Origin of the sequence: Acidovorax sp. (assembly GCF_046294525.1) — a bacterium.
Classification (GTDB): Bacteria; Pseudomonadota; Gammaproteobacteria; order Burkholderiales; family Burkholderiaceae_C; genus Acidovorax.
The window spans coordinates 1-15,676 of record NZ_JBKBKQ010000009.1; the positions used below are offsets into that span (position 1 = coordinate 1).

At 64.9% G+C, this 15,676-nt stretch carries 15 protein-coding genes and 1 tRNA gene; 1 reads left to right on the forward strand and 15 read right to left on the reverse strand.

The genetic code is table 11. The features are described from left to right. Positions 1 to 115: 115 nt before the first annotated feature. The 8 genes from ACK4HJ_RS10480 to ACK4HJ_RS10515 all read right to left on the reverse strand — a co-directional run bounded on the left by ACK4HJ_RS10480 (position 116) and on the right by ACK4HJ_RS10515 (position 9,231). Positions 116 to 1,453, reverse strand: a complete 1,338-nt coding sequence (locus tag ACK4HJ_RS10480; protein WP_409830862.1) for a tetratricopeptide repeat protein — start codon at positions 1,451 to 1,453, stop codon at positions 116 to 118. Between the two features lie 46 nt (positions 1,454 to 1,499). After that, entirely contained in the window at positions 1,500 to 2,108 is a 609-nt protein-coding gene (locus tag ACK4HJ_RS10485; RefSeq protein WP_409830865.1) for a hypothetical protein, read from the reverse strand. A 94-nt stretch (positions 2,109 to 2,202) separates the two neighbouring features. After that, entirely contained in the window at positions 2,203 to 3,606 is a 1,404-nt protein-coding gene (locus ACK4HJ_RS10490; RefSeq protein ID WP_409830869.1) for an amidase, read from the reverse strand. 265 nt (positions 3,607 to 3,871) lie between these two features. Beyond that, complete coding sequence (locus ACK4HJ_RS10495; RefSeq protein WP_409830871.1) at positions 3,872 to 5,362, reverse strand: ABC transporter substrate-binding protein; 1,491 nt, start codon at positions 5,360 to 5,362, stop codon at positions 3,872 to 3,874. Between the two features lie 105 nt (positions 5,363 to 5,467). Next, positions 5,468 to 6,334: an ATP-binding cassette domain-containing protein gene (locus ACK4HJ_RS10500; protein ID WP_409830874.1), complete on the reverse strand. Its 867-nt coding sequence runs from the start codon at positions 6,332 to 6,334 to the stop codon at positions 5,468 to 5,470. Further along, positions 6,331 to 7,350 carry an ABC transporter ATP-binding protein gene (locus ACK4HJ_RS10505; RefSeq protein WP_409830877.1) on the reverse strand — a complete coding sequence of 340 codons (1,020 nt, stop codon included), beginning with the start codon at positions 7,348 to 7,350 and terminating at the stop codon, positions 6,331 to 6,333. Before ACK4HJ_RS10505 ends, ACK4HJ_RS10500 begins: the two co-directional genes overlap by 4 nt. A 34-nt stretch (positions 7,351 to 7,384) precedes the next feature. Beyond that, the gene (locus ACK4HJ_RS10510) at positions 7,385 to 8,263 is read right to left on the reverse strand and encodes an ABC transporter permease (RefSeq protein WP_094286700.1); all 879 of its coding nucleotides are present in this window, start codon (positions 8,261 to 8,263) and stop codon (positions 7,385 to 7,387) included. 5 nt (positions 8,264 to 8,268) lie between these two features. Beyond that, a complete protein-coding gene (locus tag ACK4HJ_RS10515; RefSeq protein ID WP_409830881.1) occupies positions 8,269 to 9,231 on the reverse strand; it encodes an ABC transporter permease in 963 nt (320 codons plus the stop codon). A 203-nt stretch (positions 9,232 to 9,434) separates the two neighbouring features. On the opposite strand from ACK4HJ_RS10515, the gene ACK4HJ_RS10520 reads away from it, so the two are divergent. Continuing rightward, a complete protein-coding gene (locus ACK4HJ_RS10520) occupies positions 9,435 to 9,692 on the forward strand; it encodes a YfhL family 4Fe-4S dicluster ferredoxin (protein WP_094286704.1) in 258 nt (85 codons plus the stop codon). A 101-nt stretch (positions 9,693 to 9,793) separates the two neighbouring features. Here the strand turns inward: ACK4HJ_RS10520 and pth are convergent, their stop codons facing one another. The 7 genes from pth to ACK4HJ_RS10555 form a co-directional block, all read right to left on the reverse strand. Further along, entirely contained in the window at positions 9,794 to 10,402 is a 609-nt protein-coding gene (pth, locus tag ACK4HJ_RS10525) for an aminoacyl-tRNA hydrolase (RefSeq protein ID WP_409830886.1), read from the reverse strand. Between the two features lie 139 nt (positions 10,403 to 10,541). Beyond that, positions 10,542 to 11,174, reverse strand: a complete 633-nt coding sequence (locus tag ACK4HJ_RS10530; RefSeq protein ID WP_409830889.1) for a 50S ribosomal protein L25/general stress protein Ctc — start codon at positions 11,172 to 11,174, stop codon at positions 10,542 to 10,544. Positions 11,175 to 11,335: 161 nt separating this feature from the next. Next, positions 11,336 to 12,310: a ribose-phosphate pyrophosphokinase gene (locus ACK4HJ_RS10535; protein WP_409830892.1), complete on the reverse strand. Its 975-nt coding sequence runs from the start codon at positions 12,308 to 12,310 to the stop codon at positions 11,336 to 11,338. Between the two features lie 47 nt (positions 12,311 to 12,357). Further along, positions 12,358 to 12,434, reverse strand: a tRNA-Gln gene (locus ACK4HJ_RS10540). A gap of 30 nt (positions 12,435 to 12,464) precedes the next feature. Next, positions 12,465 to 13,322, reverse strand: a complete 858-nt coding sequence (gene ispE / locus ACK4HJ_RS10545; RefSeq protein WP_409830895.1) for a 4-(cytidine 5'-diphospho)-2-C-methyl-D-erythritol kinase — start codon at positions 13,320 to 13,322, stop codon at positions 12,465 to 12,467. 53 nt (positions 13,323 to 13,375) lie between these two features. Further along, positions 13,376 to 13,885: a lipoprotein insertase outer membrane protein LolB gene (locus ACK4HJ_RS10550; RefSeq protein ID WP_409830898.1), complete on the reverse strand. Its 510-nt coding sequence runs from the start codon at positions 13,883 to 13,885 to the stop codon at positions 13,376 to 13,378. Next, complete coding sequence (locus tag ACK4HJ_RS10555; protein WP_409830900.1) at positions 13,885 to 15,657, reverse strand: tetratricopeptide repeat protein; 1,773 nt, start codon at positions 15,655 to 15,657, stop codon at positions 13,885 to 13,887. The genes ACK4HJ_RS10550 and ACK4HJ_RS10555 overlap by 1 nt, the downstream gene beginning before the upstream one ends. Positions 15,658 to 15,676 lie beyond the last annotated feature (19 nt).

Consider the following 15,676-nt stretch of genomic DNA (forward strand, 5'->3'; position numbering starts at 1 on the left):
GGGCGCGCGGCGGCGTTGCCTGCCTTGCCAAGGCAGGCAGCCTTGGCTGCGCCAGACGCCTTGCCGCGCGCTCACCGCAGCCCCGGCGCACCGCCGATTTCTCGGATTCAGTGGACTAGCCGTCTACCGGCAGTGCCAGGGCGGCGTGCACATTGCGCAGTTGCCGCGCTAGCCGCAGTGACTCGGGCTGTGCGTTGGCCTGCGGCTGCAGCAGGTTCTGCACGGCGGCCCACTGGCCGTTGTGTTGCAGCGCGTCCACCCAGATCTGGTGGAACAGGTCGCGCTGTGCGTGGCTGCCGCCGATCTCCAGCAGGCGGGGCAGGGCCGTGCCCAGCTGTGCGACGGCCGTGGCCCAGTCGCCTCGGGCGTGCGCCACCAGTCCGTGTGCCGCAGGCACGCACACCTGCTGCCACACAGTGCGTGCATGCGACTCGGTGCGGGTGGCCGCGTGGGATTCGATGTTGCGCAGCAGGGTGGCGACAGCGTCGGCACAGTCGGCGCGGGCCAGGCCATAGAGGTATTGCAGGTCCAAGAAGGGCAGCACGTGGTCGGCCAGGCGCTGGCGTTCCAGGTAACCGGCCACGTCGGCCCAGCGATGCGCGCCGACGTGAACGCCCGCCAGCTCCAGCCGCGCCAGCAGCGAGATGGCATTGATCTGGTCCTGCGTGTAGTCCTTCACCACGCCCCACACCTGCCGGTCGTACAGCGCCAGCACCTCGTCGTGCCGCTCCTGCTCCAGCAGGAAAAGGGCCTGATGCCACCAGTTGTGCGTGACCATGAAGGAATTCAGGCCCGTCCAGGTGTCGCTGACGCTGCCAATGAAGTCCGTGCCTTCGGCAATGCGTCCCTGGGTCAGCATCACATGCGCCAGGGCATGGTGGGCCCAGGGCTCCTTGCGGCACAGCGCCACGGCGCGGCGCGCGGCGGATTCGGCCTGCGTGAGCAGGTGGCATTGCTCCCAGCCAAAGGCCAGCATGCCGTGCAGGTAGGGCACATCACCCGCTGCGGGCAGGGCCTGCAGCGCCAGGCGCAGCATGCCGGGCGAGTCGCCGCAATTGAACAGGTGGTACTGCCCCAGCTTGAGCGAGGCGAGGTCGCGCGGGTGCTGCCGCGCCTGCTCCTCGTGCAGGGCAATGGCGCGGGGCAGGTCACCATGAACCCACGCCGCCACCGCAGCCACAAAGCGCTGCTCGCGCTCGCTGGCCTGCGGCGCGCTGGCCAGCGCTTGATCGATGAAGGGGCGCGCGTTGCGGGGCGCGTCGGCCGACTCGGCAAACATGTGCAGCGCCGCGCAGCAGGCCTGCACGATGGCGCTGACGTCGCCCGCTGCCTGCAGGATGTTCACCGCGCGGGCCTCGCAGGCGATGAAACCGTCAACGAAATCGTTCAGCGCGGCGGCGCTGGCGGGCTCATGGAGGGTGACGGGGTTGCCCAGGCTATCGACGGTTGGCATGGCGGCGGTGGTGTTAGCGAGCAGCGGTGCTGGGGGTAGGTTGGTTTCAGCGGCCCTGGGTGAGGGACAGATAGGCGTTGCGGGTTTCGGCCGATACCGAGGCGACCAGTTGTTCATGCGGCGTCTGGTGGCGCGCCAGCATGCGGGCGGAGGCGATGGTCTTGGACTTGCAGAACCAGTGGCAGGTGTGCTGCATGAGAAACAGCTCGGCCGTCATCATGTAGGCCCGGTCCTTGGGCGACAGGTGCCCGGTGTTCTGTACCACGTGCGCAATGCCTCGCGCATGGATGGCCAGGGCCTTGCGCATGTCGAAGGTGGCGCTAGGCAAGATCGTTTCGGCAAAGGGCAGGGCCAGGGCCAGGCGGCTTACACGCGTTGTGGCCTCGGGCTCCTTGGCGAACTCGGCCGCAAAACGGCCAAACTGCTCGGCCAGCTGCGTCTCGGTGGTGCTTAGCAGGCTCCAGATCTGGTCGCGGCGCTCGTCGGTGCTTTCGCCCAGGGCGCGCAGGTAGCCCTCGGTGAGCGCTTCCATGAGCTTCTCGATCTGGTAATGGGACAAATGCTTGCCCAGCAGCACGATGCGCTTGCGCTGCTCCTTGGCATTGAGCATGTAGGTGCCGGTGGCGATGAGGATCGCCAGGATGAGGATGTCCATGCGGTAGTGGGCGGTATAGGGCTGGCGGCGCGGGAGGCGGCCGCGGTAGCAACAGCGCGCAAGGGTACAACAAGCGGCTGTGGCCGCCGGGCCGTCAGGCGGCTGGCGGCAGCGGCCAGGGCTTTTGCGGGTCGCGGATCAGCTCGAAGGCATGCGCCACCTGCAGCACCCCCAGGTCGTCAAACCGCGCGCCCGCAATCTGCAGGCCGATAGGCAGGCCGCTGGCGGTGTAGCCGCAGTTGACGGACGCGGCAGGCTGCTCGGACATGTTGAAGGGAACGGTGAAGCCGATGTGCTCCAGAGGCCGCAGCGGGTCGTTGGTGGGCGAAGGCAGCTCGGCCTGGAAGGCGACGTTGGGCGCCACGGGCGAGATCACGTAGTCGAACGCGCTGCAGGCCTTGACCGCAGCCACACGGGTGATGTGGAACTGCTGGCTGGCGTTGAAGACGTCGGTGCCGCTCATGCCCGCTGCGCTGTCGGCCCAGGTGCGGATGTAGGGCAGTACCTTGTCACGCCGTGCCGCTGGCAGGGCCTGCAAGTCGGTGTGCGAACGCATGCGCCAGAAATGGTCCATGCCGTCGAGCATGGCCTGCGTCATGAAAGGCTGCATGGGCACAATGACGGCGCCCGCGTTTTCCAGCAGCCGGGCCGCGTGTTCGACGGCGGCTGTCACTTCTGGGTCCACGTCCAAGCCGCAGCCGGCGTCCATTAGCAGGCCAATGCGCAGGCCGCGCAGGCGCTCGGCGCCCTTGTTGAACTGGCTCCAGGCGATGTCCTGCGCGGGCAGGCTCATGCTGTCGCGCGCGTCGGGCTGGCTCAGCACCTGCATCATCAGCGCGGCGTCGGCCACGGTGCGGGTCATGGGTCCGGCGGCGCGGCCCGTGTAGGGCGGGTCAATCGGAATGCGGCCCAGGCTGGGCTTCAAGCTGAAGATGCCGCACCAGCTGGCGGGCAGGCGCAGCGAGCCGCCGATGTCGGTGCCGATGTGCAGCGGGCCGTACCCAGCAGCGGCCGCTGCGCCACCACCGGCGCTGGAGCCGCCGGGCCCTTTGCTCAGGTCCCACGGGTTGCGTGACAGCGGGTGAAAGGTGGACAGGCCCGAGGACAACATGCCGTAGTCGGGCATGGTGGTTTTGGCGACGATGACGGCACCGGCCTCGCGCATGCGGGCGGCGGGAGGTGCGTCTGCCGTGGCAGGTACCAGCTCGACAGCGGCCGTGCCCAGCGGGGTGGGGTCGCCTTCGGTGGCGATGTTTTCCTTGATGGTGCTGGGCACGCCGTCGAGGGCGCCCATGGGCTCGCCACGCAGCCAGCGGGCTTCGGACGCGCGGGCCTGTGCCAGTGCAGCGTCGGGCCGCAACAGGTAGGTGGCCTGGATGTGGGGCTCCCAGCGCTCGATGTGCGCCAGCACGGCCTGCGTGACCTCCACGGGGGACAGCGTGCGCTGGCGGTAGGCAGCCAGGAGTTCGTGGGCGGGCAGGTCGTGCAGGGCTGTCATGACGGAGTTTAGGGAGTTTTATCAATAAAAAAGGCTGCTAGCGCTTATTGGTAAAGCGCTGACAGCTATTGTTTTAGGAGCTGTCTGCTTCTACGGGGTTCAGCCATTCACTGCGCTGTGCGCTGCCCGCGAAACTGGCGCGGCCCAGGCGCGGGCAGCCGAGCAAGGGCCGCCCCGCAGCGAGGGCTGCGTCCCCCTGCCCACATCGCGCAGCGATGTGAGAGCGGGGGGAGGGCGCACAGCGCCTTAGGGGGGTGTCCGAGTTTCAAGTCCAGGACAGCGCGGAGATGTCGTTCACGAACACGGGCATGTCTTTCCACAGACCCTTGAGGTTCTTGTTGGCCACCGTGATCCACTGGTTGGAGTACAGGAAGGCGTGCACCGAGTCCTCGGCCAGCAGGCGCTGCGCATCGCCCAGCAGGCGCGTGCGGTCCGCAGGGCGGGCGGCGTTCTTGATCTGGTTGAAGATCTCGTTGAACTTGGGCGAGTTGTAGCCCCAGTAGTAGTCGGGCTTGGCAAAGTTGCCCAGGTCAAACGGCTCGACGTGGCTGATGATCGTCAGGTCGTAGTTCTTGTTGCCGTAAGTGCCGGACAGCCACTGCGCCCATTCCACGTTCTGGATCTTGGCAATGATGCCCACCTTGGCCAATTGCGCGGCAATCACTTCGCCGCCTTGGCGTGCGTAGGGTGGTGGGGGCAAGGTCAGGGTCAGCTCCAGCGGGGTCTTGATGCCCGCTTCTGCCAGCAGGCGCTTGGCCTTCTCGGGGTCGTAGGGGTTTACGCCGGTGGTGTCCACGTAGCCAAAGGCGCTGGGCACGTAGTGGCTGCCGATGGGCGCGCCGTAGCCGTCGCCTGCACCTTCGATGACCGCCCTGCGGTCGATGGCAGCAGCGATGGCACGGCGCACGCGCACGTCGTCCAGAGGCTTCTTGGCATTGTTGATGGCCAGAATGGTCTTGGCGCGGGAGCCGCTCACCACCACCTGAAAGCGCGGGTTGCTCTTGAACTGCGCCACGCTGCGGGGGGTGACGCGGGGGAAGGCGTCCACGTCACCGGCCAGCAGGGCGGCCACCTGGGCAGCGGGGTCGGAGATGAAGCGGAAGGTGGCGCGCTTGATCTTGATGGCCTTGGCATCGCGGTAGTCGGCCCAGGCCGTGAGCACCACGGACGAGCCCTTGTTCCACGCTTGCAGCTGGTAGGGGCCGGTGCCCACGGGCTTGTTGGCATTGGTGTCGGCGCTCTTGGGCTCCACAATGATGGAGGTGGCCTGGCCCAGCACGAACAGCAGGTCGGGGTCGATCTCCTTGTTGAGCAGCACCACGGTGTAGTCGTCCACCACCTGGGTGGTGATGCCTGCAAAGGTGCGCTTGTCCTTGTTGGTGCTCTTCTCGCCACCTGCGCGGTCGTACGAGAACTTCACCGATGCAGCGGTGAAGGGCTCGCCGTTCTGGAACTTCACACCACGGCGCAGCTTGAAGGTGTAAGTCTTGAGGTCGGGCGAGACCTCCCAGCTTTCGGCCAGCAGGGGCGACACGCTGCCGTCGGCATTGATCTTGGTGAGTGTCTCGAAGATGTTGTATTGCACGATCTCGGCAATGGCAGACGCTGCACCGGCGGTGGGGTCCAGGCCTGGGGGCTCCAGCGTCATCGCGAGCGTCACCGCATCTTTGCGGCCCTGCGCCAGGGCGCTGAGCGGGGTGGACAGGGGCACGGCGGCAATCGCGCCAGTGGCAAGGACGGTACGGCGGTTCAGCATGTTCGGACTCTCCAGACAAAAAACCAGACAACAACCATAAAAACCCCGGTGCAATTTGTTACCAGGGAGGAAAAAAGCTTTTTACACCATCACACCTGTATTTGGTTATGCGGTTTTTGCCGTTGCCGCAGCGGCTGCCGCACGGCGCGCCCGCGCGCGGCCGGGCAACACCTGCGGCACGGCGCCCACCAGCGACTGTGTGTACGGGTGCTGCGCGTTGCGGAACAGCTCGCCCGGCGAGCCGCGCTCCACGATGCGCCCCTGGTACAGCACCACCACCTCGTCACACAGGTGGTTGACCACCGCGAGGTCATGGCTGATGAGCATGTAGGTGATGCCGAACTGCTGCTGCAGGTCCTGCATGAGGTTCAGCACCTGGGCCTGCACCGACACGTCGAGCGCGCTCACGGGCTCGTCGGCCACGATGAGGCGGGGCCGGGTGATGAGGGCCCGTGCGATCGCGATGCGCTGGCGCTGGCCGCCAGAAAATTCGTGCGGGTATTTGCCCAGGTCGTTGGTGCGCAGGCCCACCTGCGACAGCACCTGGGCCGCCTGCTCGCGCTGCTCGGCACGCGTGGTCTGGCCTTGCGCCTGCAGCGGTTCGGTCACGATACGCTCCACGGTCTGGCGCGGGTCCAGCGATCCATATGGGTCCTGGAACACCATCTGGAAGTCGCGCCGCGCCTGGCGCAGTTGCTCGGCGGGCAACTGGTGCAGGTTGCGGCCCAGCAGCTCCACCGTGCCAGCAGTCGGCGCATCCAGCGCCATCACCAGCCGCGCAAGCGTGGACTTGCCCGAGCCCGATTCGCCCACCACACCCAGACTGCGGCCAGCGGCGATGGAAAAGCTCACGCCATTGAGGGCCTGCACCGTGCCCGGCGGGCGAAACAGATGCTCGCGGGGCAGTGTGTATTCGCGCACCAGGTCGGTCACCTGGAGCAGAGGGCCGGCCTGATGTTGGTTGTCGCTCATGCTGCCACCTCCACACTGCGGGCTTCGGCAATGGCTTCGCGGCGCAGGCAGCGCACAGCGTGGTCACCGTCAGCATCGGTGGCCACAACCGTGACGGGGGGCGGCTCGTGGTGGCAGGCGTCGATGGTGTAGCTGCAGCGGCCTGCAAAGGGGCAGCCTGCGGGCAGATCCACCAGTTCAGGCACGGTGCCTGGGATGGTGGACAGCCGGGGGCGCTGGCCGGGCGCATGCACGGCACCCAGGTGGGGGCGCGCCGCAAACAGGCCCCGGGTGTAGGGGTGCGCCATGGCCGAGAAAACGGATGCGGTGGAGCCGCTCTCCACCACGCTGCCGCCGTACATCACCATCATGCGGTCCACGTTCTGCGAGATCACGCCCAGGTCGTGCGAGATCAGGATCATGGCCATGTTGCGTTCGGCCACCAGGTCGCTGATGAGGTCCAGGATCTGCTGCTGGATGGTCACATCCAGCGCCGTGGTGGGCTCGTCGGCAATCAGCAGGTCGGGCCCGCAGGCCAGCGCCATCGCAATGGTGATGCGCTGGCGCTGCCCGCCGGAAAACTGGTGCGGATAGGCATCGATGCGCTGCGCCGCGTTGGGGATGCCCACGCGGTCCAGCAGTGCAATGGCCTCCTTGCGGGCACTGGCCGCGTCCATGCCCCGGTGCAGGCGCAGGGGCTCTGCCACCTGGCGGCCAATGGTGTGCACGGGGTTCAGGGCCGTCATGGGCTCCTGGAACACCATGCCAATGCGGTTGCCGCGCAGCTGGCACATCTGCGCATCGGTGCGGCCCACCAGCTCTTGGCCGTCAAAGCGGATGCTGCCGGTGACCTGTGCGCTGTCGGGCAGCAGGCCCATGAGCGACATGGCGGTGATGGACTTGCCACAGCCGGATTCGCCGATCAGGCCCAGGGTTTCACCGCGCGCCAGCGAAAAGCTCACGCCGCGCACGGCGTCGGCGGGGCCCCGGTGCGTCTGCAGGCGGATGCGGAGGTTGGAGACTTCTAACAGGGACATCGTGGAGTGCGGGTGGTCTTCGGTGCGGGGGCTGTCAGCGCTTGCGAGAGAGGCGGGGGTCGAGCAAATCACGCAGGCCGTCGCCCAGCAGGTTCAGCCCCAGCACGGCCAGCGCAATCGCCACGCCCGGCCATACGGCCAGCAGCGGGGCCTGGAACATCAGCGTTTGTGCCTCGCTGAGCATGCGGCCCCAGGAGGGCTGGGGCGGCTGTGTGCCCAGGCCCAGGTACGACAGGGCGGCCTCGGCCAGGATGGCCAGCGCGAACTGGATGGTCGTCTGCACGATGAGCACGGACAGGATGTTGGGCAGCACATGCTCCAGCGTGATGCGCCAGGTGCCTTTGCCACAAGCCCGCGCGGCCAGGATGTACTCACGTGCCCACACGGCGTTGGCCGAGGCGCGGGTGACACGCGCAAACGTCGGGATATAGAAGATGCCGATGGCGATGATCGAATTGACGATGCCTGCGCCAAACACCGCCGTCATCATGATGGCCAGCAGCAGCGCGGGGAAGGCAAACGTAAAGTCCGCCAGCCGCATGATGATTTCTTCCACCCAGCCGCGCTTGGCCGCCGCCAGCAGGCCCAGCGCCGTGCCGATGGTGAGGCCGATGCCCACCGCGATCACGCCCACCAGGATGGAGTTGCGCGCACCGACCATCAGCAGCGAGGCCACATCGCGCCCGAACGCATCCGTGCCCAGCCAGTGCTTGCCGGAAGGGCCGCTCAGCTTGTTCGCCAAATCCATGTCGTAGGGGGACCATGGCGTCCAGACCAGCGACAGGGCAGCGGTGGCCACCAGCAGCAGCGACAGCACGGCACCAATGACAAAGCTGCGGTGGCGCAGCGCGCGGTACAGCCAGCTCGGTGCCGAGGTGGTTGCAGGGGAAGGGGAGGAAATAGCGGCGCTCATGGGGATCAGATGTCGGATGCCTTCACGCGGGGGTCGATCACGGCGTACAACACGTCCACCACGAAGTTCACGATGATGACCATGGCGGCGAGCAGCATCACGCAGTTGCGCACCACGATCAGGTCGCGGTTGGAGATGGACTGGAAGATCAGCCGACCCAGTCCGGGCAGGTAGAACACGTTTTCCACCACGATGGTGCCCGCCAGCAGGGAGGCAAACTGCAGCCCCATCACGGTGACCACCGGAATCATGGCGTTGCGCAGCACGTGGCCCCAGAGCGCTGCGCGTTGCGACAGCCCCTTGGCGCGGGCCGTGCGCACAAAATCTTCGCGCAGCACTTCGAGCACGGCCGAGCGGGTGATGCGCGCCAGGATGGCCGCCTGCACCACGGCCAGCGCAATGGCGGGCAGCAGCAGGGCTTTGAGGGCTTCGAGCGGGCTGCCGCCGGCGTCTTCCGTCCAGCCCGGAAAGCCCCCGGCCGAGAACCACTGCAGCTTCACCGAAAACAGCAGGATCAGCAGGATGGCGAACCAGAAGTTGGGGATGGCAATGCCGATCTGCGCCAGGCCCATCACGCCCACGTCACCCAGCTTGTTGTGGCGTGCCGCGGCGTACACACCAGCGGCCAGGGCCAGCACCGTGGTGATCACCATGGCCATCAAGGCCAGCGGCACGGTGAGGGCCAGGCGCTCCAGCACCAGGTCGAGCACGGGCGAGCTGTAGGCGTAGCTGTCGCCCATGTTGCCCACCACCAGGCCACTGACCCATTGCCAGTAGCGCAGGGTGGCGGGCTGGTCCAGCCCCAGCTTGCTGGCCAGCGCAGCCACGGCATCGGGCGAGGCGTCGGGGCCCATGAGCATCTGCGCGGCGTTGCCCGGCAGGATCTCCAGCACCAGAAACACAACAATGGATGCGCCAATCAGCGTGGCCAGGAGCGTGGCAAACCGTTTGAGGAAAAACAGACCCATGGAGCAGGCGGTGGAGGAGGGTGATACGCGAGCGCGTAAAATTAATGTGTATACACAGCATAACGGTAAAAACGTCCCCGTCAGCGGTGGTGGGTTGCAGTGTGGCACGCAAGGCACATGCCACCGCGCGGGATAATACGGAGCATGAACCGCGCCGTGTATCCCATTGCCCTTGTGTCTGGCCCCGCGCCCAGGGAGGCCGTATGGCGCTGATGATCACCGACGAGTGCATCAACTGCGATGTGTGCGAGCCCGAGTGCCCAAACCAGGCGATCTACCTGGGGCAGGAGATCTACGAGATTGACCCGAACAAGTGCACGGAATGTGTGGGGCATTTCGACGAGCCCCAGTGTGTGCAGGTCTGCCCCGTGGCCTGCATTCCCGTGAACCCGCAGCATGTGGAAAACCGCGAGACGCTGTGGCAGAAGTTCCAGCGCCTGCAGGCGTCGGCTGCAGGCTGATTCTCAAGGTTTTTTGGCCGCTACCGCGCGACCATCAAACGCTTTAAGCTATCAAAAATATAGTGATTGGCAGTTGGGCCAGTCGCTGCCCCGGTCGCTGATCAGTCTTCCACCGGGCGCGCAGGCTTGGGGCGGGGTGGCTTGGTGGTGTGGATCAGCAGGGTGGCCTTGTCCATCTCGCCTGCCAGCATGGCGGGGTAGGCCTTGAGTGAATGGCTGATGCAGTCCTCGATCAGTGTGCGCTGGTCGGGCGACGGCTTCTTCAGCACCCAGTTGGCGACTTCGCTCTTCACGCCGGGGTGGCCGATGCCGATGCGCAGGCGCCAGTAGTCGGGCGAGCCCAGCTGGCCGTGGATGTCGCGCAGTCCGTTGTGCCCCGCGTGGCTGCCGCCGCGCTTGAGCTTGACCTGGCCGGGGGGGATGTCCAGCTCATCGTGCACCACCAGAATTTCCTCGGGCTGAATCTTGAAGAACCGCGCGAGCGAGGCCACGGATTTGCCCGAGAGGTTCATGAAGGTCTGCGGCTGCAACAGCCATACGGTCTGGCCATGCACCGTGGTGCGTGCCACCAGCCCGTGGTAGCTGCGATCTGGCACGAGGTGGGTCTTAAGCTCACGCGCCAGCGCATCGATCCACCAGAATCCGGCGTTGTGGCGCGTGGCTTCGTAGTCGGGCCCGGGGTTGCCGAGGCCCACAAACAGCTTGATCATCTGCAGGATTATCCGTGGGGAGAAAAACAAACGGCCCACCGAGGTGGGCCGTTGTGTTGCCAGGCCCGCCGAGACGGGTTGGCCTGGATCGGAGGCAATCGAGGCAGTGGGCTGAGGATCAGCGCCAGGCTCCAATCGATTACTTCTTACCCTTCTTGCCCTTGGCATCAGCAGCAGGTGCGGCTTCCGCAGGCGTTTCCACGATCACAGCTGGGGGCACAACCGACACCAGAGCGGGGTTGTTGTTCTGGCCGCCACGGATCTTGGCCGTCACGCCCTTGGGCAGCTTGATGTCCTTCAGGTGCAGCGAAGAGCCCTTTTCCAGCTTGGACAGGTCCACCGCGATGAATTCGGGCAGGTCCGAAGGCATGCAGGTCACGTCCAGTTCATTCACGACGGGGTTGACCATGCACTTGTCCACCTTCACGGCGGGAGATTCTTCAGCGCCGGAGAAGTGCAGTGGCACCTTCATGTGCAGCTTGGTCTTTTCGTCCACGCGCTGGAAATCGATGTGCAGCACGAGTTGCTTGTAGGGGTGGTATTGCACGTCACGCAGCAGCACCTTGCTGGTCTTGCCGGCGACTTCCATGTCCAGCACGCTGGAGTGGAAGGCTTCCTTCTTGAGGGCGTGCCACAGGGCGTTGTGGTCCACCTCGATCAGTTGGGGCTCGGCAGCACCACCGTACACGATGCCGGGCGTCTTGCCCGAGTTGCGCAGACGGCGGCTCGCACCCGTACCCTGCTTGGCGCGCTCAAAAGCGACGAAGTTCATAGTTAGCTCCTGGAGAGAGGCGACCGCGACCAGTCATCCTCTGTTTCAAAAAAGGCGCGCGGCACGTTGGCCACCCGCCACTGTTGTTCCCCGAACAGACAACAAGCCTCCCGAGGGAGGCTTGTGTGCTACCGGTCTGCAGCGCCCCTGGTGGGGCCGGTTCAGAACAGGTTGTCTTGGTCGGAGAACAGGCTCATCACCGACTCTCCCTTGGCAATGCGCTGGATCGTCTCGGCGATCAGCGGGGCCACGGAGAGCTGGCGAATTTTGGTGCATCCGCGGGCGTTGTCGCTCAGCGGAATAGTATTGGTCACAACCACTTCATCGAGGGCCGTGCCCTGGGCGATGCGTTCAATGGCGGGACCCGAAAAAATGGGGTGCGTGCAATACGCGTATACGCTCTTGGCGCCGCGCTCTTTCAGCACTTCGGCTGCTTTCACTAGCGTGCCCGCGGTGTCGATCATGTCGTCCATGATCACGCAGTTGCGGCCTTCGATTTCGCCGATCACATGCATCACTTCCGACACGTTGGCCTTGGGGCGGCGCTTGTCGATGATGGCCAGGTCGCAATTGAGCTGCTTGGCCAGCGCACGGGCACGCACCACGCCGCCCACGTCGGGCGACACCACGATCAGGTCTTCGTAGTTCTTCTGGCGCAGGTCGCCCAGCAGGACGGGGGACGCATAGATGTTGTCCACCGGAATGTCGAAGAAGCCCTGGATCTGGTCGGCGTGCAGGTCCATGGTCAGCACACGGGCCACACCCACGGCCTGCAGCATGTTGGCTACCACTTTGGCGGTGATTGGCACGCGCGTGGAGCGGGGGCGGCGGTCCTGGCGGGCGTAGCCGAAGTAGGGAATCACGGCACTGATGCGTTCGGCCGACGCACGCTTGAGCGCATCAACCATGATCAACAGTTCCATCAGGTTTTCGTTCGTGGGCGCACAGGTGGACTGCACAACGAACACATCGCGGGCACGGACGTTTTGCTTGATCTCGACGGTGACTTCACCATCGGAAAAACGCCCCACATCGGCCGAGCCGAGGGTGGTGCCGAGGTGTTGGGCAATTTCAGCTGCCATGCCAGGATTGGCATTGCCGGTGAAAACCATGAAGTCGGGGTGGTTGGCTTGCATGAGCGTCCCAGCGGTCTGAAAAAAATGCCCGTACGCGAAAAGAAATTTGGCAGGGGAAGAAGGATTCGAACCTTCGCATGCCGGAATCAAAATCCGGTGCCTTAACCAGCTTGGCGACTCCCCTACACAGGTCAACTGCCGAAGGCAGCAAACCTTAATTCTCGTCCGATGCCCACCCTGCCAGAGGATGAACCATCAGGTTGTCACACTCCTTGACTTGCCAGCCCTGCGGGGCTCCGCTCAAATCAATCGCATGCGACATATGCGCAAACACCGCACTGCCAGAGCCTGTCATCCTGCCTTGAAACCCTCGACTGCTGAGCCAATCAATGGCGTCAGTTACTTCTGGGCACAGTGTCTGGGCAACTGGCTGCAAGTCGTTTCGACCGAAGTCAAAGTGTGCTGCAGCAAAGCCTAAGATTGTAGCACTATCCGAATCGCGTTTCAAACTCGGAGATAAAAAAATTGCTTTTGTCTCCAAACCTGCTGCAGGCTTCACAACGGCAAAGCGCGCTTGCGGTAGTTGCTGAGCATTCTCGAGCGGCGTGATTGTCTCACCAATTCCCTCTACCCAAGCATTGCGTCCACGTAAAAAAAACGGAACGTCCGCGCCGAGCTGGAGGCCAATGACTTCCAACGAGGCGCGCGGGAGGTGTAGGCCCCACAACCGGTTCAACGCAAGCAGGGTGGTCGCGGCATCGGAGGAGCCGCCGCCCATGCCAGCTTGCGCCGGCACATTCTTGAGCACGCCGATGTGCACCCCGTGCGTGCAGCCTGTTGCGGCTTTCAGTGCACGCGCGGCGCGCAGGGTCAGGTCATCCTCGGGCAGGGGTGTGCCCAGGTCCTCACGGGTGATGTTGGGGCTTTCGCTCCGTTCAAAGTGCAGTGTGTCGCACCAGTCGATCAGCATGAAGACCGATTGCAGCAAGTGGTAGCCGTCGGCGCGCCGCCCCGTGATGTGAAGAAACAGGTTGAGTTTGGCCGGGGCCGGCACGTCGTAAAGGGCACGCATGGTGAAATATGGAAGGGACGCGGGGGGGGGCGCCTGTGCGCAGTCTTCCGGAGTCAGGGCGTCAACGCGATGCGCAGCGTGGCTTGCGGAGCCGGATCCACACGGCGCGCCAGAAGGCGGCCATTGTCAAGTCCAGACAAGTCCGCCTGCCAGCCTGGCTCTGCTGCCTGCAGGCCACGCAACCACTGGAACAGTGCTGCCACCGGGATGCGCGTGCCGGTCACATCCTGAAGCAGGTTGTCAAGAGAGTCGGAAGACCGCATGTCTTGGGTGCCCGTAGTCAGCTGGGCGTAGCCGTCGCGCCAGTCCAGTTGTGCCAGCCTATTGCCCAGGGGGCTGGTCAGCACCAGGCCACCGGTCTGGGGGTTGCCGTGCAATTCGAACAAGGCCGAGAACGACTGGGATGCTTGACCCTCGACTTGCAGGGCGAGGCGGCCGCTCCAGGACTCGCCGCCGGCGGCAGAGCGATGGGCGGGTTGAGCGCAGCCGAGCAACAGTACGCACAGCACGCATAGGCAGGTGCGCGAGAGAGCACCGAAAAATGTGAGGCCCGCCCGCCGCATCAAAGAGAGACCTCCAGCCGCACGAGTGTTTCCTTGAGCGTTTCGTTGTCTGGGTTCAGACGCTGCGCCTCTCGCCAAATCTTGCGGGCCGCGTCGCGGTCGCCCTGTGTCCAGAGTACCTCTCCGAGATGGGCTCCAATTTCCACGTCGGGGCGAGTGCGGTAGGCCGCTTCCAGGAGACGCCGTGCTTCGGCCACATTGCCCAGGCGAAACTCCACCCAGCCCAAGCTGTCGGTGATGAACGGATCCCCGGGGGCCAGCTCCAGCGCCTTCAAGATGAGTTGCTTGGCTTCGTCCAGCTTGACGCCGCGATCCGCCAAGGAATAGCCGAGCGCGTTGTATGCGTGATGGTGCTGGGGCTGGCGTGCAATCAGCTGCCGAAGCAGTTGCTCCATGGTGTCTAGCTTCCCGGCTTTTTCTGCCAGCATGGCCTGGTCGTAAACCAGGTCAGCATCATCGGGCGCAAGCGCCACCAGCTCCACCTGGACTTCATACGCTTCCTGGTGTAGCTTAAGGTCGCGCAGGAGTTGGACCTCGGCGGCCAGTTTCATCCGTTTGTCCTCGGCAGACGTCCCCGGAAGAGCCCGCAACAGCGCACGCGCCTGCGCCAGTTTGCCTTGCCGAGCAAGCAGCGATGCGCGGCGGCTTTGCGCACTGAAAACCTCTTCCACGTTGGTGATCCGCTTAAGCCAAGCCTCAGCAGCAGGGTAGTCCTGCTTCTTCTCCGCGATCTGTGCGTACAACAGATAGGCCTGCGTCAAGCCCCGGTCGCGCGACCGCTCTTCGGCGCCAGCAGCCGCTAATTCGATATAACGTTGAAGAGACTTTTCCGCCTCCGGCAGCCGGTTGTCCTGAACTTGCAGGGACGCCAGCACTAGCCAGGGCTCTGCCATGTCGGGTTTGGACTGAGTCACCGCTTCAAGCTGACGTGCTGCGTCTGGAAGACGCTGCAGGCCCAGCAGCACCCTGGCATAGGCCAGCCGCAGTTCCGGCACGGGCTGTCCTGCCAGGGCCTGTATCACCAGAGGTTCCGCCTGCGGAACACTTTCTTCCATCAGTTCAAGGGCCAGCCGCGCGGCGCCTTCGTTGGCGTTGTCCAGGCCCTGAGCGCTGCGGGCCGCTTCTAGCGCTCCCGTCTTGTCACCGGCTGCCAGCCGCAGCCGGCCCAGCGACACCCAGGCAATGGGTCCGGTGGCGGGGTGGGTCAGTTCATCCGCCAGCGCCTCGCCCACCACCCTGGCCGCCAGAGCCTTGTCGCTGGCCCTGCCATACATCTGCGGTAGTGCTGCCAGCGTGCTTGCCTTGATGCGCGCCGGAGACTGAGCCAGTTCCTGCCGCAGCAAGGCGGGCGTCTCACCAATACGGTTCAGCGCAATGAGAATTTGAAGCACGTAGCGATTCGCTTCGCGCGACTGAGGCTGTGCCGATTTCCACGCCATCGCAGCTGCGAGGGCATAGTCGCCTGAGCGAGATTGCAGGGCGATGTCGGCCGCACGCTGGTAAAGCTGGCCGTCGCCTGATCGGCGCGCCGCTTCCAGGATCAACGCATATCCCGCGCCCGGATCTCCGGTGCGCGAACTCAACTCTCCCAGGAAGATCTCGTAGAACAACTCGGCGTCCAGCGCGGGATTGGACACCACAGAAGATCCGGACTCAGGTGCAGGCTGACCGCTGGACTGCGTCCACCCCAAAGGGGCGATAGCCAGGATGGCGGCACTCAGTGCAGCGGTTCGAAAGCGTTGATATAGCACCATCGAGCCATAATAATCCATGCCCGTTAACCCACTGTTC